The 21,138-nt window shown below is 53.5% G+C and carries 22 protein-coding genes and 2 tRNA genes; 13 read left to right on the top strand and 11 right to left on the bottom strand.

The window, feature by feature from the left end; translation table 11 throughout:
- Positions 1 to 68: 68 nt before the first annotated feature.
- Both uvrC and uvrY read right to left on the bottom strand, forming a co-directional pair.
- A complete protein-coding gene (uvrC, locus tag AC6I8R_RS07225) occupies positions 69 to 1,901 on the bottom strand; it encodes an excinuclease ABC subunit UvrC (RefSeq protein ID WP_021182673.1) in 1,833 nt (610 codons plus the stop codon).
- Complete coding sequence (uvrY, locus tag AC6I8R_RS07220; protein ID WP_013508586.1) at positions 1,894 to 2,553, bottom strand: UvrY/SirA/GacA family response regulator transcription factor; 660 nt, start codon at positions 2,551 to 2,553, stop codon at positions 1,894 to 1,896. Before uvrY ends, uvrC begins: the two co-directional genes overlap by 8 nt.
- 429 nt (positions 2,554 to 2,982) lie before the next feature.
- Between uvrY and AC6I8R_RS07215 the strand changes: the two genes are divergently transcribed.
- Complete coding sequence (locus AC6I8R_RS07215) at positions 2,983 to 3,207, top strand: DUF2594 family protein (RefSeq protein ID WP_013508585.1); 225 nt, start codon at positions 2,983 to 2,985, stop codon at positions 3,205 to 3,207.
- A gap of 33 nt (positions 3,208 to 3,240) precedes the next feature.
- On the opposite strand, the gene AC6I8R_RS07210 is transcribed toward AC6I8R_RS07215, so the two are convergent.
- The gene (locus tag AC6I8R_RS07210) at positions 3,241 to 3,852 is read right to left on the bottom strand and encodes an acyl-homoserine-lactone synthase (protein ID WP_036624636.1); all 612 of its coding nucleotides are present in this window, start codon (positions 3,850 to 3,852) and stop codon (positions 3,241 to 3,243) included.
- 124 nt (positions 3,853 to 3,976) lie between these two features.
- Positions 3,977 to 4,699, bottom strand: a complete 723-nt coding sequence (locus AC6I8R_RS07205) for an autoinducer binding domain-containing protein (protein WP_021182671.1) — start codon at positions 4,697 to 4,699, stop codon at positions 3,977 to 3,979.
- A gap of 564 nt (positions 4,700 to 5,263) precedes the next feature.
- On the opposite strand from AC6I8R_RS07205, the gene AC6I8R_RS07200 reads away from it, so the two are divergent.
- On the top strand, positions 5,264 to 5,938 hold the full coding sequence (locus AC6I8R_RS07200; protein WP_021182670.1) for a DUF4396 domain-containing protein: 675 nt from the start codon (positions 5,264 to 5,266) through the stop codon (positions 5,936 to 5,938).
- A 2-nt stretch (positions 5,939 to 5,940) separates the two neighbouring features.
- Here AC6I8R_RS07200 and AC6I8R_RS07195 read toward each other — a convergent pair whose 3' ends face one another.
- Positions 5,941 to 6,639: an extensin-like domain-containing protein gene (locus tag AC6I8R_RS07195; RefSeq protein ID WP_415175286.1), complete on the bottom strand. Its 699-nt coding sequence runs from the start codon at positions 6,637 to 6,639 to the stop codon at positions 5,941 to 5,943.
- A 285-nt stretch (positions 6,640 to 6,924) separates the two neighbouring features.
- Between AC6I8R_RS07195 and cycA the strand changes: the two genes are divergently transcribed.
- Positions 6,925 to 8,316 carry a D-serine/D-alanine/glycine transporter gene (cycA, locus tag AC6I8R_RS07190; protein WP_021182668.1) on the top strand — a complete coding sequence of 464 codons (1,392 nt, stop codon included), beginning with the start codon at positions 6,925 to 6,927 and terminating at the stop codon, positions 8,314 to 8,316.
- 82 nt (positions 8,317 to 8,398) lie between these two features.
- Here cycA and rutR read toward each other — a convergent pair whose 3' ends face one another.
- Entirely contained in the window at positions 8,399 to 9,034 is a 636-nt protein-coding gene (gene rutR, locus AC6I8R_RS07185) for an HTH-type transcriptional regulator RutR (RefSeq protein ID WP_021182667.1), read from the bottom strand.
- 306 nt (positions 9,035 to 9,340) lie between these two features.
- Between rutR and rutA the strand changes: the two genes are divergently transcribed.
- From rutA to rutG, 6 genes are read left to right on the top strand one after another with little or no spacing between them, the layout of a single operon-like run.
- Entirely contained in the window at positions 9,341 to 10,432 is a 1,092-nt protein-coding gene (rutA, locus tag AC6I8R_RS07180) for a pyrimidine utilization protein A (protein WP_021182666.1), read from the top strand.
- The gene (gene rutB, locus AC6I8R_RS07175) at positions 10,432 to 11,142 is read left to right on the top strand and encodes a pyrimidine utilization protein B (protein WP_497832061.1); all 711 of its coding nucleotides are present in this window, start codon (positions 10,432 to 10,434) and stop codon (positions 11,140 to 11,142) included. The genes rutA and rutB overlap by 1 nt, the downstream gene beginning before the upstream one ends.
- 49 nt (positions 11,143 to 11,191) lie before the next feature.
- Positions 11,192 to 11,587, top strand: a complete 396-nt coding sequence (rutC, locus tag AC6I8R_RS07170) for a pyrimidine utilization protein C (protein ID WP_021182664.1) — start codon at positions 11,192 to 11,194, stop codon at positions 11,585 to 11,587.
- Positions 11,587 to 12,384, top strand: coding sequence for a pyrimidine utilization protein D (rutD, locus tag AC6I8R_RS07165; protein ID WP_208725160.1), 798 nt, complete (start codon positions 11,587 to 11,589; stop codon positions 12,382 to 12,384). Before rutC ends, rutD begins: the two co-directional genes overlap by 1 nt.
- Positions 12,371 to 12,895, top strand: coding sequence for an NADH-dependent FMN reductase RutF (rutF, locus tag AC6I8R_RS07160; RefSeq protein WP_497832060.1), 525 nt, complete (start codon positions 12,371 to 12,373; stop codon positions 12,893 to 12,895). Before rutD ends, rutF begins: the two co-directional genes overlap by 14 nt.
- Positions 12,896 to 12,940: 45 nt before the next feature.
- Positions 12,941 to 14,269, top strand: coding sequence for a pyrimidine utilization transport protein G (gene rutG, locus AC6I8R_RS07155; protein ID WP_021182661.1), 1,329 nt, complete (start codon positions 12,941 to 12,943; stop codon positions 14,267 to 14,269).
- On the opposite strand, the gene AC6I8R_RS07150 is transcribed toward rutG, so the two are convergent.
- Complete coding sequence (locus AC6I8R_RS07150) at positions 14,266 to 15,189, bottom strand: DMT family transporter (protein WP_497832059.1); 924 nt, start codon at positions 15,187 to 15,189, stop codon at positions 14,266 to 14,268. The genes rutG and AC6I8R_RS07150 overlap by 4 nt on opposite strands.
- 110 nt (positions 15,190 to 15,299) lie before the next feature.
- Entirely contained in the window at positions 15,300 to 15,464 is a 165-nt protein-coding gene (locus AC6I8R_RS07145) for a con-10 family general stress protein (RefSeq protein ID WP_013508570.1), read from the bottom strand.
- A gap of 314 nt (positions 15,465 to 15,778) precedes the next feature.
- Between AC6I8R_RS07145 and wrbA the strand changes: the two genes are divergently transcribed.
- Genes wrbA through AC6I8R_RS07130 form a run of 3 tightly spaced genes read left to right on the top strand, consistent with a single transcriptional unit; the run spans position 15,779 to position 18,057 of the window.
- Complete coding sequence (gene wrbA / locus AC6I8R_RS07140; RefSeq protein WP_208725157.1) at positions 15,779 to 16,378, top strand: NAD(P)H:quinone oxidoreductase; 600 nt, start codon at positions 15,779 to 15,781, stop codon at positions 16,376 to 16,378.
- A 20-nt stretch (positions 16,379 to 16,398) separates the two neighbouring features.
- The gene (locus tag AC6I8R_RS07135; RefSeq protein ID WP_013508568.1) at positions 16,399 to 16,629 is read left to right on the top strand and encodes a YccJ family protein; all 231 of its coding nucleotides are present in this window, start codon (positions 16,399 to 16,401) and stop codon (positions 16,627 to 16,629) included.
- A 54-nt stretch (positions 16,630 to 16,683) separates the two neighbouring features.
- Positions 16,684 to 18,057 (top strand): NAD-dependent succinate-semialdehyde dehydrogenase, encoded by a 1,374-nt coding sequence (locus AC6I8R_RS07130; RefSeq protein ID WP_415175281.1) that lies wholly within the window; start codon positions 16,684 to 16,686, stop codon positions 18,055 to 18,057.
- 50 nt (positions 18,058 to 18,107) lie between these two features.
- Here AC6I8R_RS07130 and agp read toward each other — a convergent pair whose 3' ends face one another.
- The 3 genes from agp to AC6I8R_RS07115 form a co-directional block, all read right to left on the bottom strand.
- Complete coding sequence (gene agp, locus AC6I8R_RS07125) at positions 18,108 to 19,709, bottom strand: bifunctional glucose-1-phosphatase/inositol phosphatase (protein ID WP_021182657.1); 1,602 nt, start codon at positions 19,707 to 19,709, stop codon at positions 18,108 to 18,110.
- A gap of 256 nt (positions 19,710 to 19,965) precedes the next feature.
- A tRNA-Ser gene (locus AC6I8R_RS07120) sits at positions 19,966 to 20,053 on the bottom strand.
- A 35-nt stretch (positions 20,054 to 20,088) separates the two neighbouring features.
- Positions 20,089 to 20,176 (bottom strand) — tRNA-Ser (locus AC6I8R_RS07115).
- Positions 20,177 to 20,400: 224 nt separating this feature from the next.
- Between AC6I8R_RS07115 and yccA the strand changes: the two genes are divergently transcribed.
- On the top strand, positions 20,401 to 21,057 hold the full coding sequence (gene yccA, locus AC6I8R_RS07110) for an FtsH protease modulator YccA (RefSeq protein WP_021182656.1): 657 nt from the start codon (positions 20,401 to 20,403) through the stop codon (positions 21,055 to 21,057).
- Positions 21,058 to 21,138: the final 81 nt, after the last annotated feature.

The raw sequence follows: 21,138 nt of genomic DNA, 5'->3' as shown, positions 1-21,138 counted from the left end.
ATGCCAGTAACTGTCTGGTATGGGTAGAATTTAACGTATGTTCCTACATTGCCCCCCCTGTTTCAATGTTAGTGTTTAAGGGAATAGTAGATTTTTTCTGCCAGGGCGAAAGAAATGCCCGGCACCCTGGCAATCTCTTCGACACTGGCATTCATCAGCGGCTGTAGGCCCCCCATGTACTTAAGCAACTGCTGACGCCGTTTTGGCCCAACACCTTCGATGCTTTCCAGTGCGCTGGTGTTCTTAACTTTGGCTCTTTTTTTACGGTGACCCGAGATCGCATGATTGTGAGCATCATCACGAATATGTTGAATCACATGCAGCGCGGGTGAGTCCGGCGGCAGCGATACCCCCTCTCCTTCAGCTTCGAAAAACAGCGTTTCCAGACCCGCTTTACGATCGCTGCCTTTTGCCACACCGAGTAGAATCGGACGATCTTTATCCCAGGGCACATCCAGCTCGGCAAACACCTGTTTCGCCTGCGCCAGTTGTCCTTTACCACCATCAATCAGGATCACATCCGGTATTTTCTCTTCTTCTAGCGCCTTACCGTAGCGGCGGCGCAATACCTGATTCATTGCGGCATAATCGTCGCCCGGCGTAATGCCTTCAATGTTGTAACGCCGATAATCGCTGCGTAACGGGCCGTTGCGGTCGAACACCACACAAGAGGCAATGGTTTGCTCACCCATCGTGTGACTGATATCGAAGCATTCCATGCGGTTGATCTGATCCAGTTCCAGGAACGCCGCCAGAGCCGCCAGACGCTGCTGAATCGTTGAATGCTGTGATAAGCGAGTGGTTAGCGCGGTCGCCGCGTTAGTACGCGCCAGTTTGAGATAGCGAGCCCGGTCGCCACGCGGTTTGCTTTGGATATTGACTTTGCGTCCCGCCATTTCACTGAGCGATTCCGCCAGTAATTCGCGATCCGGAAGACTGAAATCCAGCAAAATCTCTGCCGGTAAGGTTCGTGCCTCACTGCCTTGCAAATAGAACTGGCCCAGAAACGTTTGCACAACTTCCGCCAGTTCAGTATCAGCCGGGACTTTGGGAAAGTAACTGCGGCTTCCCAGCACTTTACCCTGACGAATAAACAATACGTGCAGACAGGCCATACCCGCATCGTAGGCGACGCCCATCACATCCAGGTCATCTCCCTGATTGGAGACAAACTGCTTCTCCGTGATACGACGTACCGCCAGAATTTGATCACGTAAACGTGCCGCTTCCTCAAAACGCAGCGCCTGACTGGCAGCCTCCATCCTTTTTACCAGTTGATTTAATACCTGGTCATCTTTGCCCGCCAGGAACAGCCGCACATAATCGGTTTGCTGGGCATACTCTTCCTCACTGACCAAACCGGCGACACAGGGGCCGAGGCAACGACCAATCTGATATTGCAGGCAAGGTCGCGAGCGATTGCGGTAGACGCTGTTTTCACACTGACGAATCGGAAACACTTTCTGCAACAGCGCCAGGGTTTCACGCACGGCATAGCCGTTGGGAAACGGGCCAAAGTATTCGCCTTTGGCATGTTTCGCCCCACGATGCATCGCCAGTCGCGGATGGCTATCGCCGCTGAGAAAGATGTAAGGATAAGATTTGTCATCACGCAACAGCACGTTGTAACGCGGCTGGTAAAGCTTGATGTAGTTATGCTCCAGCAACAGCGCTTCCGTCTCGGTGTGCGTCACAGTGACATCGATTTGCTGAATGTTACTGACCAGCGCTTCGGTTTTGCGACTCCCCACCTGTGTACGGAAATAGCTGCTAAGGCGTTTTTTGAGGTCTTTGGCTTTACCAACATAGATCACCGTGCCTGTCGCGTCATACATACGATAGACGCCGGGCTGACTGGTCACGGTGCTGAGAAAGGCTTTTGAATTAAAAACGTCACTCACTACTGATTAATGGCTCCGCATTAAACAGGCCATGTCGTATGGCCAGATGCGTTAACTCCACATCGCCACTGATGTTCAGCTTGCTGAACATACGATAACGGTAGCTGTTAACGGTTTTCGGGCTGAGGCTAAGCTGTTCGGAAATCTCCGTCACTTTCTGCCCACGCGTGATCATCAGCATAATCTGCAATTCCCTTTCAGACAAACAACTGAAGGGCGATTCGGCTTTCTGCGGCTCAATCTGGCTGAGCGCCATCTGCTGAGCAATATCAGAAGCAATATAGCGCTGCCCTGCATGTACTGAACGAATAGCGCTGACAACTTCCTGTGGCGCGGCTCCCTTACTCAGGTAACCCGCAGCACCGGCCTGCATGACTTTCGCTGGCAGCGGATTCTCCGTATGGATGGTCAGCATGATAATGCGGATATCCGGGTTGTAACGCATGATCTTACGCGTAGCTTCCAGACCGCCAATGCCAGGCATGTTCATATCCATCAGCACGACGTCCACCGGATTGTTACGGCACCACTTCACCGCATCCTCACCACAAGCCACTTCCCCGGCAATTACCAATCCCTTCATATCTTCCAGTATGCGACGAATACCAACGCGTACCAGTTCATGGTCATCAACAAGAAGCAAGCTGATCAACGGGACGTACTCCGCAGGTTAGTGATGGGGGAATATATTTCAGGAGGCTCATCTTACCGGGTTTTCCGGTGAAAAAACATCGTCTGGGCAGATAAATCCTGGTTGAAATGACGCACATCAAATAGATGTTAAGGACCACGTATTTTTAGTCGTCAGCGATATCATGCGAGAATAAAAAAGTAAAATAATGACTAATATCATTATGTTATAATTTATGCGTCGCTTCGCTTTTTCCACACCCTGCTTTAAATAAATAATCGCTTCCGTCATTATTTATTGACGATAAATACAGCAATTTCTCATTCCATTTCTGACATGAATTTCTGATTTCAGTGCTAATAAATTCTTTTGACAACCCTATGATATACTCTGTTTTTCGTGCACAGGAAGAATGTGTCAAGACCGTGCAACACAACCAGGGAGTCAATTATGAGTGATGAAGACTTTGCAACTTCGCAGGAAACGCAAAAGCTGGCAGATGAAGTCGCCTGTCTGAAAATGATGGTGACACTGATTCTGAAAGGGATGGGCCAGGCTGATGCCGGAAAAGTGATCATCAATATGGAACGTTATGTGCAAACGTTAGGGGAAAAACCGCAGGCTGAAGTGTTCAGCAACACCATTCGCCAAATCAAAACCGCCTACCGCCAGTAAGCGGTCTGCCCCGCGCCCGATGCGCGGGGAGATTTAACCGTGCGACTGCCAGTTAACGGACACGCCCAATGTTGGCAGCACCTCTTCAGGGCTGAAGCGACGTGTACCCCGGTACTTTTCAGCCAGCGCCGGTTGCTGAACCGGAATACGAATGGCGAACAGGTTGTCCTCAGACTGAATCAGCCCCGGCGACAACGGTTCATAGACCACCCGATGTTGCTCAAACATTTTCTCCAACATCGGCGTAGCGGAACTGATAAGAAACTCGATCCCGCTCAATTCAGCGAGCTGAACCGAATGCCAGAGGATATTTAGGGGCAACTCTGCATCCACTTCCAGTCGGGCGGAAAAACGCGACATCTCCCAAACTTTTTCATGACTAAAAGGCAGAACTAACCCCTCGGTCATTTCGGGTTCCTGCCACGGCATTAAACGCGCACAACCACAAATGCCCTGCCGCGCGTTCCAGGCAATCATCCAGGTCACGTCTGAGCGATCGAAACGATCATACTCCTGGCCCGGGGTGCTCAAGCGGGGTGGAATTGACCAGCCTTCACCGCGCGCAAATACGCTGTAGCGATAGGTTCCCAATTCGGCCAGCAGAGAGGACGGCATATCCTTTAACTGGGTTTGAATTATTTTCATCATGCGCCCCTGACATCCCCATGTTTGCAATGATTTTTATGTGCGCCAGCCTGGCAAAGTTCCGGCGCAGGGTAGACAACTGGCTTCAGGCTGGGAACTACTAAAATTAGTAGTTGCCTTTTTGCTATATCAGTCCAATTGCTGCGGCATAACAGGCAATTTGCGTTTTATTGGAAACATTAAAGCGCTTTTGCATATTCTTTTGGTGGAAGTTCACCGTGTGTTCTGAAATCGCTAAAATAAGTGAAATTTCCGCAGAGGTTTTCCCTTCTGCCGTCCATTTCAAAATTTCCAGCTCCCTCTGACTGAAATCATTAGATAAAATCACCATAGCGTTATCGTTAAGGCGTTCCAGGACACGCAGGCTCAGTTCCGCCAGAAAGTGTAGTTTCACTTCCAGCTCAACACGTAAGTGTTGGGTCTTACTCTGTTGCTTAGATGCAATAGATAATATACCAATGGCACGATTTGATGCCATTGCCGAGCAGGAAAATCCACTCAAGAGGCCGTAAGCGTTCGCTTCTGCCCATAAATTACCCGCACCGGTAAACAGATCGCGCGTCCACTCCACCCCACGTCCTGGCTGCTGACAAAGTAGCAGCACCGGATCGACGGCAAAATAGTTCTCACTTTCGTAGTGTTTAACCCAGTTTTCCGGATACGTGCTGAACAAAAAAAGTCGTGGCCGGGTAAAGGGCACCGGATGCTGGATCAAAAAAGCAAAGTGATCAAAACCCAAGTTTTCAACGTGTTTCTGTAAAAGCGGTTTCAATTGCATCACGGCCGTCACCGCCTGAAATTGAATTTCGGTCTCGCCTCGCCAGACGAAATAATTATCGGTCGTCATTATTGCCTCAGCGTCTTGCAACGCTCTTGCGCCTTGTTATTCGGTCCGGTTAACACAAAAATTAAATTAACTAGAGAAAAAATATTGATTGAAAGAGATCCAACCACCCACCGCAATCTTAAACATCCGGCGCTCAATGTGTTACCACAATGCAATGGATTGAGCTTTCATATCTTTGTTAACACCATCACAACTTTTAATGCGACGGATGTTTAGAATAGGATTTTTCTGATGTTGTTTCAATCTCCCCATTCATTGAAAATTTTCAATACTGTGATAAGCGTTGAGCATCGTCATTAACTGAAATCGATTGTTTACAGTGTTTTAACCTTAATCTCTCGGTTATTTTATGCCACATTTCCCCATCACTTTATTCTTAATCCCATTTATTTCTGCCATGTGGTGGCTTTTTCACCCCTCGCAGTGATTCCCGTCAGGCACGTTTCCGGCTACTCTTTAGCTGTGAGCGGCGTAGCACGCAACGGTGATTTGCAGGGGAAGACAATGCCGCAGCCGGGCTGACCGCATTGTCGCGCGTATTCGAGAAGCTAAGCGGGACTGACTATGTTGAACCAGTTGGCATTACCTTTCCTTGTTCTGGGTGGCTGCACCGCCCTGATGATTTTAAAAGACCTCTTCCGCCACCCTCACCCGGTCGCGGTGATGAATATCATTTGGCCATTAACCGGGCTATATATGCCTTTCGTTGGTTGGCTGGCCTGGTGGTATCTGGGAAGAAAACCTTCCCGCCAGGTAAAACTTGCCCTGCTGGTTCCTCAAAAGTTACATCGCAACGCAGGCTGGCAAACCATCTTTATTTCGACTTCCTTGTCAGCCGCAGCCTGTATATTTGGCAATATAATGACAATCCCGATAATCACCTTACTAAATCAGTTCGCCATTAATCCGGCATTGTGGCTTGAGGCAATTATTTGCGTTGGGATTTCGTTATTGATGGGCTTATTTTTTCAATTTCTGGCAATTCGACAACGTGAAAAACGTTCATTTGGCCGCGCGTTATTATTAGCCCTGAAAACTGAAGTCTTCCCCTTGTTGATTTATCAATTAGGTATCTTTCTCTTTATGGGATTGGCGCTGAAATTTGTGCTAAATCAGCAAATCAATCCACTGTTGGTCGGCTTCTGGTTTATGTTGCAACTTGCCATGATGATTGGCTTTCTGTTTTCCTGGCCGGCTAACCACTTCCTGATTAAACGTGGATTGAATCCTGCGGTGTAAACTCAGCGACAATAGCCGCTTCCGCGCATGCCAAAATGAAAATGGCTGGCATGTGCGGCATTGTAATCAGGGCCAAGCGCATTGCCGAAGTTGGCACAACCATTCTGCCATAGCGCATGTAATGCGGCTGAGGCGTCCTGCGGCTGTTGCCAGTGATTCTCCACCCGTAACCAACGTCCGTTCGCCAGTTGAAATCCCGTAATATCCCAGGCATCTGCCGTCGCATGCTCGCTTAAACGTCCCTCCTGACGATGATAAATATTGCGACAGGCATAACTGCCAACATGCGCAATACGCTGCAATGGACTGTTGATCCCTGCCTGTTGTAACTCCGCCTGGCTTTGCACTACATACATCGTACTTGCCACTGCCAGTGGGCAGCTGGCGAGAAAACTGCTGCTGAGCATCACCGCACCAAAACTGCTAACACGCAGTGGCTGCGCCAGCGGGCATGCCCCTTGCCGTATGGGTTCCTCACTGAACTGCACCTTGCCACTCCGCTGCGCCCGGCGCATCACATCCAGACAAGCAGCAGGATCACCTGCCAGTCGTTTGATTTTGTAACGCGTCAACCAACCCGGTGGATCGGTCACGGCTAGCGGGGTAAAGGGATTCCAGCCCGGCGGCAGATGCTGTTGCAACCACGGCAGACTCCACCAGCCAGCAAGCACCAACAAAATAATCATTAGCAATATGCGCATAACACCCCTCTGGTCATACCGCGAGTATCACAAAGGTAGCTGCTCATGGCCGGAGGAACGGAGGATACGCACTGAAACTGCTGACTTTTTACCCATACTGACGGAAGATTGTACTGTGTAAATATTTACTGACAGAGCAAAGCGCGTAAAAGGTCACAGTTGTTAAAAAACAATTACCGAAAGTTGCTGCTGTTCCACTATCTTATGCCATCTCACAACGTGCAACAGCACGTTATCTAACAGCCAGCAGAGCTGACACGACATCAAGACAGGAAAGAAATCTTTATGGTTGACCAATCTAAAGAGGCGCTGCTTAGCGCTGAGCAGCCCGACAAGCTGCAACGAAATCTGCACAATCGCCATATTCAGTTGATCGCCATTGGCGGAGCCATCGGTACCGGATTATTTATGGGCTCCGGTAAAACCATCAGCCTCGCCGGCCCCTCGATCATTTTCGTCTATATGATCATCGGATTTATGCTGTTCTTTGTGATGCGTGCGATGGGTGAGCTACTGCTCTCCAATCTGGAATATAAATCCTTCAGTGATTTTGCCGCCGACCTGCTTGGCCCCTGGGCCGGGTATTTCACCGGCTGGACTTACTGGTTCTGTTGGGTGGTTACCGGCATCGCCGATGTGGTCGCCATCAGTGCCTATTTTCAGCTCTGGTTCCCTGACTTCTCGATCTGGATGAGCGCCCTGCTCTGCGTCTTCGTTTTTCTGACGCTGAATATCGCCACCGTGAAACTATTTGGTGAAATGGAGTTCTGGTTCGCCATCATCAAAATTGTCGCTATCGTTGCGTTGATCATCACCGGTGTGGTGCTGGTCGCCATGCACTATCCCTCACCTGGTGGCGGCACTGCCTCACTGAGTAATATCTGGGATCATGGCGGCATGTTTCCAAAAGGCTTGAGCGGCTTCTTTGCCGGTTTCCAGATTGCGGTTTTTGCCTTTGTCGGCATTGAACTGGTGGGTACGGCTGCGGCGGAAACCCATGATCCCCACAAAGTATTGCCCCGCGCCATCAATGCGATTCCGCTGCGCGTGATTATGTTTTACGTGCTGGCACTGATGGTGATTATGGCGGTTACACCGTGGAACCAGGTACTGGCCGACCGCAGCCCGTTTGTAGAAATGTTTGTTCTGATCGGCCTGCCTGCCGCCGCCAGCATCGTCAACTTTGTGGTGCTGACGTCAGCTGCCTCCTCCGCTAACAGCGGCATCTTCTCCACCAGCCGGATGTTGTTTGGCCTGGCAGAACAAGGGGTTGCGCATAAGGCATTTGGACGTTTATCCGCTCGCGCTGTACCGACCACCGGCCTGTTCTTTTCCTGCCTGTGCCTGCTTGGTGGCGTCGCGTTGATTTATCTGATTCCGGATGTGATGACGGTGTTCACACTGGTGACCACGGTGTCAGCGATTCTGTTTATGTTTGTCTGGACCATCATTCTGTGTAGCTATCTGGCTTACCGTAAACAACATCCACAACGTCACGCTGAATCTGCCTTTAAAATGCCGCTGGGCAAATTCATGTGTTGGGTGTGTATGGCATTCTTCGCCTTTGTACTGGTGTTGCTGACCCTCCAGGAGGATACCCGTCAGGCGTTGATGGTAACGCCGTTGTGGTTTGTCATCCTGACCATGGGCTGGTTACTGCGTCGTCGTAAAGCCTGATATCCCTGAAAAAGTTAAGGCCCGATCATCGGGCCTTAATTTTAATCATCTTTCCTGCAACGTCCTCGGTGCCCTCTCCGGTTTAACGCACGCGGATACCTTCTATGATCATGCGCTGCACGTTATCGACGGTCTGCTCAAAGAACGCGGGATCATTCAGCGTCTGCCCGGTGATAGCCTCAACCTGCGAGGCGAAATCGGCGTAATGCTGGGTGGTTGCCCACAGCAGAAAAAACAGATGCTGTGGCCGTACGCCCGCCAACCGTCCTTCCGCGATCCACTGTTCAATGATCGCCGCCTTTTCATCCACCAGCGTTTTCAAATCGCCCGCCAGTTCACCTTTCAGCAGAGGAGCACCTTGTAACATCTCCAGGCAGAACAGGCGTGACGCCTGAGGGTGGTCGCGTGAGACTTCCAGTTTCAGACGGATATAGCGGCGGATCGCGGTCAGAGGCTCCTGATCGTGGCGCAATGCGCGCAACGGAGCCAGCCAGACATCCAGAATCTCTTTCAGTACCGCAATATAGAGGGCTTCTTTCGAGGGATAGTAATAAAGCAGATTGGTTTTTGACACATCGGCACGCTCGGCCACTTTATCGAGACTGGTGCCATGAATACCGTATTGCGAAAAGAAGGTCAGCGCCGCTTCAAGAATCGCCGCCCGTTTTGCCGCAACCGCGCGTGACCGACGCGTGGGCTTTTTTTCATCGCTTTTCACACTGTTACCTCATCCATCCTGCGTAGAGGCATCATAACAAAGGCCTCCGCTCCTGCCTAATAATGACCCTGCACCTTTTTTGACCACTCACGCATGAAAAATGTGCAGATTGTTTTGACCAGATGGTCCAAAACGGACCACCCAATCCAATTTATCTTAAGCGTTATTTTTAACACATTGTTATCTATGGCATTTAAAAATGTGGCACAGGCTTTGCAATTTTGTGAACGAGCGCCGCCGGCAGGGAGCAAGCAGGACGCAACGCAGCGCGTGAAACAACCCCCGTTCTTTGCTGAGAGGTTTCACATGAAAATTGGCGTCTTTATCCCGATTGGTAACAATGGCTGGTTAATCTCCACCCATGCCCCCCAGTACAAGCCGACTTTTGAGCTGAACAAAGCGATTGTGCAGAAAGCGGAGCACTACCATTTCGACTTCGCGCTTTCGATGATCAAACTGCGCGGCTTCGGCGGTAAAACCGAGTTCTGGGACCATAACCTCGAATCCTTCACCCTGATGGCCGGGCTGGCGGCGGTGACTTCGCGTATTGAAATATATGCCACCGCCGCCACCCTGACGTTGCCACCGGCGATTGTGGCGCGCATGGCCTCGACCATCGACTCAATCTCCAATGGCCGCTTTGGCGTCAACCTCGTGACCGGCTGGCAAAAGCCAGAGTATGAGCAAATGGGCCTGTGGCCCGGTGATGACTACTTCGCCAGTCGCTATCAATACCTGACCGAATACGTCACCGTGCTGCGAGATTTATGGGGCAATGGCCAGAGTGATTTTAAAGGTGAGTTTTTCACCATGAATGACTGCCGCCTCAGCCCGCAGCCGCAAAAGCCGATGAAGGTGATTTGCGCGGGACAAAGCGATGCCGGGATGGCGTTTTCTGCCCAGCACGCTGACTACAACTTCTGCTTCGGCAAAGGTGTTAACACGCCAACCGCCTTCGCCCCGACGGCCGCACGCATGAAACAGGCTGCCGACCAGGCAGGTCGCGATGTCGGTTCCTATGTACTGTTTATGATCATCGCCGCAGAAACGGATGAAGCCGCACGCGCCAAATGGGAGCACTACAAAGCCGGGGCAGATGAAGAGGCCCTCGCCTGGCTGACTACGCAAAGCCAACAGGACACGAAATCCGGCAGCGACACCAACGTGCGTCAGATGGCCGATCCCACCTCTGCGGTGAATATCAATATGGGCACGCTGGTCGGTTCTTATGCCAACGTGGCACGAATGTTGGATGAAGTTGCAGAGGTAGAAGGAACCCAGGGTGTGCTGCTGACTTTTGACGATTTCCTGCAAGGGATCGAAGAGTTTGGTCAATTTATTCAGCCCTTGATGCAGTGCCGTCATGCTTTGATTGAATCGCAGAAGGAGGTTGCCTGATGAATACCGTTGTTTGCGCCCATACCTCGACTTTACCGCAGGTCACCTTGCCAGCCCGCCCGGAAGCGATCGCCTTCCCCCCTGCGCAGAGCGCGTTGATTGTGGTGGATATGCAAAACGCTTATGCCACCGAAGGCGGCTACCTCGATTTGGCGGGTTTTGATGTCTCCGCCACTAAACCGGTGATCGCCAAAATTCACCAGGCGGTGACCGCGGCCCGTGCAGCAGACGTCCAGATCATCTGGTTTCAGAATGGCTGGGATAATCAATATGTCGAAGCGGGCGATGCCGGTTCACCCAACTTTCACAAATCCAATGCGTTAAAAACCATGCGTAAACGCCCTGAATTGCAGGGCACGTTGTTGGCGAAAGGCGGCTGGGATTATGCACTGGTGGATGAACTGGTGCCGCAACCCGGTGATATCGTGCTGCCTAAACCGCGCTACAGCGGCTTTTTCAATACCCCACTCGACAGCATGCTGCGCAGCCGTGGCATTCGCCATCTGGTGTTTACCGGCATCGCCACCAATGTCTGCGTGGAATCGACGCTGCGAGATGGCTTCTTCCTGGAATATTTTGGCGTCGTGCTGGAGGACGCCACCTATCAGGCTGGCCCGCCCTTCGCCCAGCAGGCAGCCATCTTTAATATCGAAACGTTTTTCGGTTGGGTCAGTGATACCGAGACGTTCTGTGAAGCATTAAAAGCCTGATATCCCAATAATTTTCACCTGCAAAAACAACGATAAGGAAGACTTTGCCATGCCGAAAAGTGTCATTATTCCGCCCGGAACCTCCACGCCAATTGCCCCGTTTGTCCCTGGTACGCTCGCCGATGGTGTGGTGTATGTCTCCGGTACCCTGCCATTTGATGCGCAAAATAACGTCGTCCACGTCGGTGATGCCGCGGCCCAGGCGCGCCACGTCCTTGAGACCATCAAAAAAGTGATTGAAACCGCAGGGGGTACTATGGACGACGTTACCTTCAACTCGATTTTCCTCACCGACTGGAGTAACTACGCCGCGATTAATCAGGTGTATGCCGAATATTTCCCCGGTGATAAACCGGCGCGTTACTGCATTCAATGCGGCCTGGTAAAACCTGATGCGCTGATCGAGATCGCCACCGTGGCGCACATCGGCAAACAGGAGGCGTAATGCATCTGGAAATTCAGGGATTGCAGACGGCAGATGCACCCACCCTGGTGCTCTCTTCTGGTCTTGGCGGCGTTGCGGGTTTCTGGCGGCCCCAACTGGCGGCGCTGGAGCAGCATTATCGCGTTGTCACCTACGATCAACGCGGCACCGGTCGCAGTGCTGATACCTTACCGGAAGGCTACAGCATGGCGATGATGGCCGCCGAATTGGCCGAAGCGCTGGAGCAGCAGGGTATTGAGCGCTTTGATCTGATCGGTCACGCGCTTGGCGGTTTGATTGGTCTGCAACTGGCGCTGGATTATCCGCAACGCGTTGGACGCGTGGTGGTCATTAACGGCTGGTTATCGCTGAATGCCCATACCCGTCGTTGCTTCCAGGTTCGCCAGGATCTGTTGCTGAATGTCGGAGTGGAAGCCTTTGTCCGTGCCCAGCCGTTGTTTCTCTATCCGGCGGAGTGGATGGCGCGCAATCAGGCTCGTCTGGAGCAAGAGGACACGCATCATGTGCAACATTTTCAGGGCATGGAAAACCTGTTACGCCGGCTGCATGCCCTGAAAAGCGCCGATTTTCGTCCTCATGCAGCGAAGATCACTCAACCGGTGCTGGCCATCTACAGCCAGGATGACCTGCTGGTGCCGTGGAGCTGCTCACCCGAACTGGCCGCCGCCTTGCCGAATGCCAGCCTGATCGAAATGGCCTGGGGAGGACATGCCATGAGCGTCACCGATGCTGAAAACTTCAATGCGTTATTGCTGCAATGGCTAACGCGTAAGGAGGCCAAAGATGAGTATGCATGAACTCTCGCCTGATTTACCGTTGGTCGAGCGCCAGGTGTTTCGCGATGCGATGTCACGCCTCGGTGCCGCCGTAAATATCGTTACCACCGACGGCCCCGCCGGACGTGCCGGTTTCACCGCCTCTGCGGTGTGCAGCGTTACCGACACGCCGCCAACGCTGCTGGTTTGCCTCAACCGCTCCGCTTCGGTCTGGCCGGTGTTCCGCGATAACGGTTATCTGTGCGTCAACACTCTGGCCGCCGGGCACGAAGATCTCTCCACCCTGTTTGGCGGTAAAACACCAATGGCGGATCGCTTTCTCGCCGCCCGCTGGCATACGCTCAGCAGCGGTTCACCGCTGCTGGATGGCGCGCTGGTGTCGTTTGATTGCAAAGTCTCCCAGGTGGTGAGCGTGGGAACGCACGACATTTTGTTTTGTGAGGTCATGGCGTTGGTGCGCAATGATGAGCCGCACGGCCTGGCCTGGTTCGACCGTGGATATCAGCATCTTTTACGGCAGGAAGCCCGTTAACGCCGCCCTGTGCGGCCCGGTTCCACAGACACTCTGGAGAAGACGATGGCGAGTTCCTGGTTTCCCCGTTGGCAGAAAAAGTCAGCCTTAACTGAAAATGGGTTGATTGCACCGGACGAAACACTGCCGCTCGGGCAGACGTTAATTCTGGGCCTGCAACATGCTGTGGCGATGTTTGGTGCAACGGTGCTGATGCCGTTGTTAATGGGGCTGGATCCAAACCTGGCTATTCTGGTTTCCGGCATCGGCACCCTGCTGTTCTTTGTGGTCACCGGCGGGCGCGTACCCAGCTATCTTGGTTCCAGCGCCGCTTTTGTTGGGGTAATTATCGCCATCACCGGTTTCAACGGTCAGGGACTGAACCCCAACCTGGCGCTGGCGCTCGGTGGCGTGATCGCCTGTGGTGCGCTGTACACGCTGATCGGTTTTGTGGTGATGAAGGCAGGTACGGGCTGGATTGAACGGCTGATGCCACCGGTGGTGACGGGCGCAGTGGTTATGGCAATCGGCCTGAACCTCGCGCCGATTGCGGTACACAGCGTATCGTCATCCATGTTCGATAGCTGGATGGCGGTGATGACGGTGCTGTGCATCGGTCTGGTGGCGGTATTTACCCGCGGCATGGTGCAACGTTTGCTGATTCTGGTCGGGTTGATTGTCGCTTGGGCAATCTACGCGCTGCTCACCAATGGTCTTGGGCTGGGCAAACCGGTCGATTTTAGCGGGGTAGCCAATGCCGCCTGGTTTGGCTTGCCGCATACCACCTCACCGGTTTTCGATATGCAGGCGATTGTCATGATAGCGCCAGTGGCGATCATTCTGGTGGCGGAAAACCTCGGACATATCAAGGCGGTAGCAGGTATGACCGGGCGCAATCTCGATCCCTGGATGGGACGCGCCTTTGTCGGTGATGGCCTCGCCACCATGCTTTCCGGATCGATCGGCGGCAGCGGCGTCACCACCTATGCGGAAAATATCGGCGTGATGGCCGTTACCAAAGTCTATTCAACGCTGGCGTTTGTCGCGGCGGCCCTGATTGCGCTGGTACTGGGTTTCTCACCGAAATTTGGCGCGTTAATCCATACCATTCCCGGCCCGGTGATTGGCGGCGCATCGATTGTGGTGTTTGGTTTGATTGCCGTGGCAGGCGCACGTATCTGGGTGCAAAACCATGTGGATTTTAGCCAGAACAGCAACCTGATTATGGTGGCGACTACGCTGGTGCTGGGTGCCGGGGATTTCGCGCTGAAAATTGGCAACTTCACCCTCGGGGGCATCGGCACCGCCACCTTTGGCGCGATCATTCTCAACGCCATTCTGCGCCGTCGTGGAACCGGTGTGGGTGAGAACCAGACGGCACGGCAAAACAGTTAAGGTTCCTGTATCTCCTGCGGTGCCACATCCGGCACCGCTTTTTTGCGCCGGATACGCAACTCACTGACGATCACCCCGCAGACAATCAACGCACCGCCGAGTAGCGCTGCCGCAGGCAGGCGTTCGCCCGCAATGCGCCCCACCACCCCTGCCCATACCGGTTCACCGGCATAAATCACCGTGGCTCGTGTCGGCGAGACGCTACGCTGTGCCCAGTTCATGGTGACCTGAATCAATGCGCTGGCCGCCCCCAGACCCAGCGCGCTCAACAGCAGCGGTATGCTCAGGGTTGGCAGCGACTCCCCATTCGGAATCATAAAGATAAAGGCACAAGCCGAGGCCACCGCCAGTTGGATCAGGGTGACACGACGCACGTCAACCCGTCCGGCAAAGCGACTGATCAGGATGATTTCCGCCGCAATCGCCAGGGTGCTAAGCAATGTCGCCATTTCACCCGCGTTCAGCGCCAGTTCCCCATTCTGTGGACCGGCCACCAGCAGCAAGCCGATAAACGCCAGCAGGATGCCCAGCCAGGCCATCATCCCTGGAGGACGGCGTAAAAACAGCCACTGCAACAAGGGCACCACCGGCACATATAACGCCGTCAGGAACGCAGACTGGCTGCTGGAAATGGTTTGCATACCCCAGGTTTGTAGGCCATAGCCGCCCGCAATCGCCAGGCCAATCAACGCGCCAGCTTTACACTCCAGCCAGGTGGTTTGTCGGAGGTTGCGACGGAAGAAAAAAGCCAGCAGCAACGCCGCGGTGGCAAAGCGCAAACCGACAAAGAAGAACGGACCGGAGTGCGCCATCGCGCGGTGCACCACCAAAAAGGTGCCACCCCAGACCATCGTAATGAAGATCAGAACAAGTTCCTGACGCGACAGGCGCAGGAAAAGGCGAGAAGCAGGAACAGACATAAAGCACCATCGTGAGGATTCGGGCGCCATTTTCGCAGAGTCGGAAGGAATTGCAATGATTGTCACCGCCGGGCGTACCCGGCGGCGGAGGGCGTTATGTCGCAGCCGGGTTATTTTTTATTGCGGCTGCGTCCCCCTTTTTCACCTGCTTCGGAAGCGCGCTGCGGGTCATTTCTGAAATTCCCGCCGCTATTTTTACCGCCTTTACGGCCTGCTTCCGCGGCTCTTTCGCGATCTTCGGCGAAATTACCTGATCCTCCACGATGTTGTGCCATCATTTCCTCCGATAGAGTTTTCTCATCAGTGGTCAGGACTTTTCACATGCACGGGGTGAAAAGCAAGGTGGCACGCTTTCCGTACCACCCGTACAAAGAATAGCCAATAGCGTTACGTTTATGGTGAATATTTATACTTTGAAACACATATTCCTCTCATTTTTTAACCTAAGTTGGCATTTTACGCCATTCAACAAACGCTTAGCGGAGGATTAAGCGAAGCCGTAGTTTTCCCTGGCAAATTGCTGAGCAGCAGGTCACGCAGGCTCTTCTATACTTCAGATCGTGTGTTCAAACCCACAGGAAGGAAGAAGATGGCGAAAATTCTGGTGCTTTATTACTCCATGTATGGACATATTGAAACCATGGCGCAGGCAGTTGCGGAGGGTGCGCGTCGGGTTAGCGGCGCGGAGGTCACCATCCTGCGCGTACCGGAAACCATGGACGCCGAGCGCTTTGCGCAGGTCGGCGGAAAAGTACATCAGGCCGCGCCTGAAGCAACCCCCGAAGATTTACCGCAATATGATGCCATTATTCTCGGCACGCCCACGCGCTTCGGGAATATGGCGGGGCAAATGCGTAACTTTCTCGACCGTACCGGCGGATTGTGGGCGTCAGGGGCGCTGTACGGCAAGATCGCCAGCGTCTTTGCCTCTACCGGCACCGGCGGCGGTCAGGAGCAAACCATCACCTCAGTCTGGACCACCCTCGCCCACCACGGCATGGTGATTGTCCCCATCGGCTATGGCACCAAAGAACTTTTCGATATCTCCCATGTGCGCGGCGGCACGCCTTACGGTGCCACCACCATTGCAGGGGGCGACGGATCGCGCCAGCCTTCTGCGGAGGAGCTCGATATCGCCCGTTTTCAGGGCGAACATGTCGCCGGTCTGGCGGTAAAACTGAAAGGATAAATCCACAACAGGAGACCTTTATGGCAACAGAACAGTCTAAAGCTCACCATGTGGGCGAATGGGCCACCTTGCGCCACACCTCGACCGAAATCGCCGAAGCGATATTTGAGGTCGCTAACTATGACGAGCGTCTGGCAGAAGAAATCTGGCGTCAGCAGGGCAGCGATGAAGTGCTATTTCGCGCCTTTGATAAGACCGATCAAGACGTTCTGACGTGGGACGATAAGACGGTCGAGCGTAAAAACATTTGAATCTCAGGCGGGCCAGTCCCGCCTTTGTCATTTTAATTGACCAAGGAGCGTTGTATGTCTTCCTATCAAAGTATCAATCCAGCCAATAACCAACTGCTGAAAACCTGGCCCTCGCATGACGACGCCTGGATGCAGCAGGCACTGGAAACCGCCGATCGTCTTTACCATTCCGACTGGTGCAAAGGAGATATGCAACCGCGATTACAGGTGCTGACACGTCTGGCGGAGCTGATTGATGCCAACGTTGAGCAACTGGCAACCATTGCCAGCCAGGAGATGGGTAAGCTGATTGGTCAAAGCCGGGGTGAAGTAAAAATTTGTGCGCAAATCGCCCGCTATTACGCAGAACACGCCGCCACCCTGCTCCAGCCGCGAGCCTATCCCAGCGACGTGGGGGATGCGTGGCTGGAATACCATCCTATCGGCGTGATCGTGGCAGTAGAACCGTGGAATTTCCCTTATTACCAGTTGATGCGCGTACTGGCACCGAATCTGGCACTCGGTAACCCGGTGCTGGCTAAACACGCCCCCATCGTGCCGCACTGCGCGGATGCGTTCGAAAAACTGGTACTGGAGGCGGGCGCTCCCCAGGGAGCATGGACCAATTTGTTCATCTCCAATGAACAGGTTGCCGGGTTGATCGCTGATCATCGGGTACAGGGGGTTGCGCTCACCGGTTCAGAGCGCGCGGGCAGTGCCGTCGCGCAACAGGCGGGAAAATATCTGAAGAAATCGACGCTGGAACTGGGCGGTAACGATGTGTTTGTGGTGCTGGATGATGCCGACCTCGATGAAGCGGTGCGCCAGGGCGCGCAGGCCCGTCTGAGCAACTGCGGCCAGGTGTGTACTGCCGCGAAACGTTTTATCGTGCATGAAAAAGTGGCCGGGCAGTTTATGGCGAAGTTCAGCGCCGCATTGCAATCCGCAGTCGCGGGTGATCCGCTGGATGAGAAAACCACGCTGGGTCCCCTATCGTCGCGTGATGCGCGCGATCGGCTGATTAAGCAGGTTGAGGATGCGGTACAGCATGGCGCGCGCGTGGAGTGCGGCGGACGACCGATTGACGGCGTGGGATGTTACTTTCAGCCAACCATTCTCACCGGTCTGACACCTGACAACCCGGCCTATTATCAGGAATTTTTTGGCCCGGTAGCCCAAGTCTATGTGGTGGCGAGTGACAGTGCTGCCGTCGCGCTGGCAAACGACTCGCACTATGGTCTGGGTGGATCGGTGTGGACACGGGATATCGCACGCGGACGTAAGATGGCGTCGCAGATTGAAACTGGCATGGTATTTATCAACTCACAAAGCGACACGGCCGCAGAATTGCCGTTCGGTGGGGTAAAACGTTCAGGCTATGGACGTGAGCTGTCCGATCTCGGGCTGAAAGAGTTTGCCAATCAGAAACTGGTGGTGGTGGCAAGTTGAGGGCATAAAAAACCCCGCTGCGGGAGCGGGGTGTTGGTTTTATCGCATTGTTAGTTACTGGCCGGTGCTGTAGCTGCGTTGCTCTTGTCCGTTTTGGCCGGGACATCAGCTTTCGCCTTTTCTGCCGCCGCTGCATCGGCTTTCGCTTTCTCTTCCGCCGCTTTCTGCGCAGTGGCTTTCTCGGCTTTCGCCTTTGCTTCAGCCGCTTTGTCAGCTTTCACTTTGTCTTCTGCTGCTTTCGCATCAGCCGCTTTCTGCGCAGCGGCTTTGTCTGCTGCCGCTTTATCCGCTGCTGCCTGATCGGCCGCCGCCTGATCCGCTTGCACCTGCGCATCATCGTTAGTCGCAGCCGGTTCCGGTTGCGCTGGCTGAGCAGCAGGCTCAGGTGCGGCTGGCTGCAACGGCGTACCCTGCAAAGCATTGTTCAGCACACCGGCGAACTGATCCCAGCTGCAATAACCGTTGGCATCAGCATCACAACCCGCCAGTTGCAGCGTGACACGTTTCGGCGGATTCTTCAGGCTCAGTACGTCGGCATTGCGCAACTGATCGCTGGTCTGATAAACGTATTCAACCTTCAACAAATCTTTGTTGTTTTTCGCATCGTGCCAGCGCTCAAACACTACCTGGCCACCAATCGGTGTTTTCTCATCATTGCCCGGCAGTTCATAGGGTTTGACCTGTAGCGCACTGAGCAGCGAAGCGATATTCGAATCATGTCCCACCATCAGCGTGACTTTTGGCGCGTTGGCTTTGTCCTGATCGATCAACTGGCTACGGATGTAATCCACCAGTGGAGCCGCCACTTCACGCGCCACTTCAGGTGAGGCGAATAACGCATCCTGGTAACCGTTTTTAATGGCAGCCAGCGCTTTCCACTGTTCAGGGGTTTTGATTTGGCCCCAGGCCACCTGGTCCAGCGGGAAGCCTTCGTAGTATTGCAACGTGAAGGCATCAACCAACGAGTTGCCCACTTTCAGCGGACCACTGACGTTCGGCTCTTTACCGTTATCGGCGCTAAAGGTGTTCTGCCCGCTGCTCAAATCACACTGTTTCTTGCCGTTGCAGGCCGGTGCCGATTTGTAATCGACAATTTTTTCCAACTGCTGGTATGCCGGTTTCAACGCCAGCTTCTCGTTGGCTGCGGTCATCGCCGCCAGCGCTTTCTTGTTGAAATCGTCGCTACCATCGGTCACGACCGGGTTAAACACCGGGTCCATGGTGCCCATAGCGTCCTGATGCGTCACCGCGATATCACATCCAGGGAAGGCACCATTAACAAAGAATTGGGCGGTCGCCACGGTACGTTGCAGGCTGTTAGCGTAGACAAAGACATTGTTGCTGTCCGGGCAGGTGCCGTTTTCAACCAGACCCTGCTGTGCCAGCCACTGACGGGTGTAATTACCCATGTAGACTTCCAGCACACCACCTTTAGTGGTGAGCTGCCCACCAGGTACATCCCATTGTGGCCAGCTTTTCTTGGTTGATTGCTCCAGAACGCTGCCATTGTTCGCCAGCGGGGCGCGCAGATTGTGACGACTCAGCATCAGTACCTGCTGGAGCTGCATGTCCCCTTCTGCAGCCTGCGCTGCCATGCACATCGGTAACGCAGCGATGACTGACAACGCGCAAAGACTCAGTTTCTTGATCATTGTGCCTATTCCATAATTCATCAGTGAAACACTCTGGCATTCAAACGATTAGCTCGGCCACAGAGCGAAATGCCCCACAGTGTAACCCAGCTTGCCTGGGAAAATCGCCAGATGTTTGCAAAAACCGTGAATGGACTATAGCAGACATGGGGGCTGCCGGTGGACTGAGGCAGCAGATTGAAAAGCAACGGGATGTTTTTCGGAATCTCTGAAGCAGAAAAGCAAAAAGCCCGCATCGCTGCGGGCTTCTTTAATTTGGCGGAGGAAGAGAGATTCGAACTCTCGGATGGTTTCCCATCGGCGGTTTTCAAGACCGCTGCCTTAAGCCACTCGGCCATCCCTCCGGATAAAACAGTTACTTAACTCTGAGCGAGTTAAGTGGCGGAGGAGGAGAGATTCGAACTCTCGGATGGTTTCCCATCGGCGGTTTTCAAGACCGCTGCCTTAAGCCGCTCGGCCACCCCTCCGCAATGACGCGCACTATAAACATCCCCCTGAAAGATGTAAAGCCTGGAGTGATTCATTCGCCTGAAAAACAGCCAAAAACTATTTAATCGGCGTCATAATCGCCATTCCGCTCAGGGAAACAGCAATTTATCGCGTAAAGAAGGGTAAAACGCCTTTTCTGCCCCGGTAGCGCTGCGTATTCTTCTTGGCATATTTAGTGTTCTTTCAATTAAAGGAGCGCATGATGGATAGAATTATTGCCTCGTCGCAGCGGCAGTCGCTAATCAGCACACATAAAGTGCTGCGTAATACTTACTTCTTACTTGGCCTGACGCTGGCGTTTTCCGCGCTGACCGCCACGCTGAGCACCGTCTTTGCCCTGCCCTCTCCGGGGCTGATTCTGATGCTGGTCGGCTTTTATGGGCTAATGTTTCTGACCTATCGCCTGGCGAACAGCCCAACCGGTATTCTGGCCGCTTTTGCCTTTACCGGCTTCCTCGGCTACTGCCTTGGCCCAATCCTTAACTCGTTCCTGTCGGCAGGAATGGGCGACGTGATTGGTATGGCGCTGGGAGGAACTGCGCTGGTGTTCTTCTGCTGCTCAGCTTATGTGTTGACTACCCGTCGCGATATGTCATTCCTCGGCGGCATGATGATGGCTGGCTTTGTGGTGCTGCTGGTCGCGGTTGTGGCGAATATTTTCCTGCAATTACCGGCTCTGCACCTGGCCATCAGCGCATTGTTTATTCTGTTCTCTGCCGGAGCCATCTTGTGGGAGACCAGTAACATCATCCACGGCGGCGAAACGAACTACATCCGTGCCACCGTCAGCCTGTATGTCTCGCTGTATAACATCTTTGTCAGCCTGCTAAGTTTGCTGGGCTTTGCCAGCCGCGACTAATCTCAGGCCGGCCGTAAATGAAAACCCCGCTTCGGCGGGGTTTTGCTTTTTCTGGCTACGCCGCCCTACAATATGCGCAAA

Source organism: Pantoea sp. X-Soil-OKNW-713, assembly GCF_059730685.1.
This window is presented reverse-complemented; position numbering and strand designations above follow the sequence as displayed.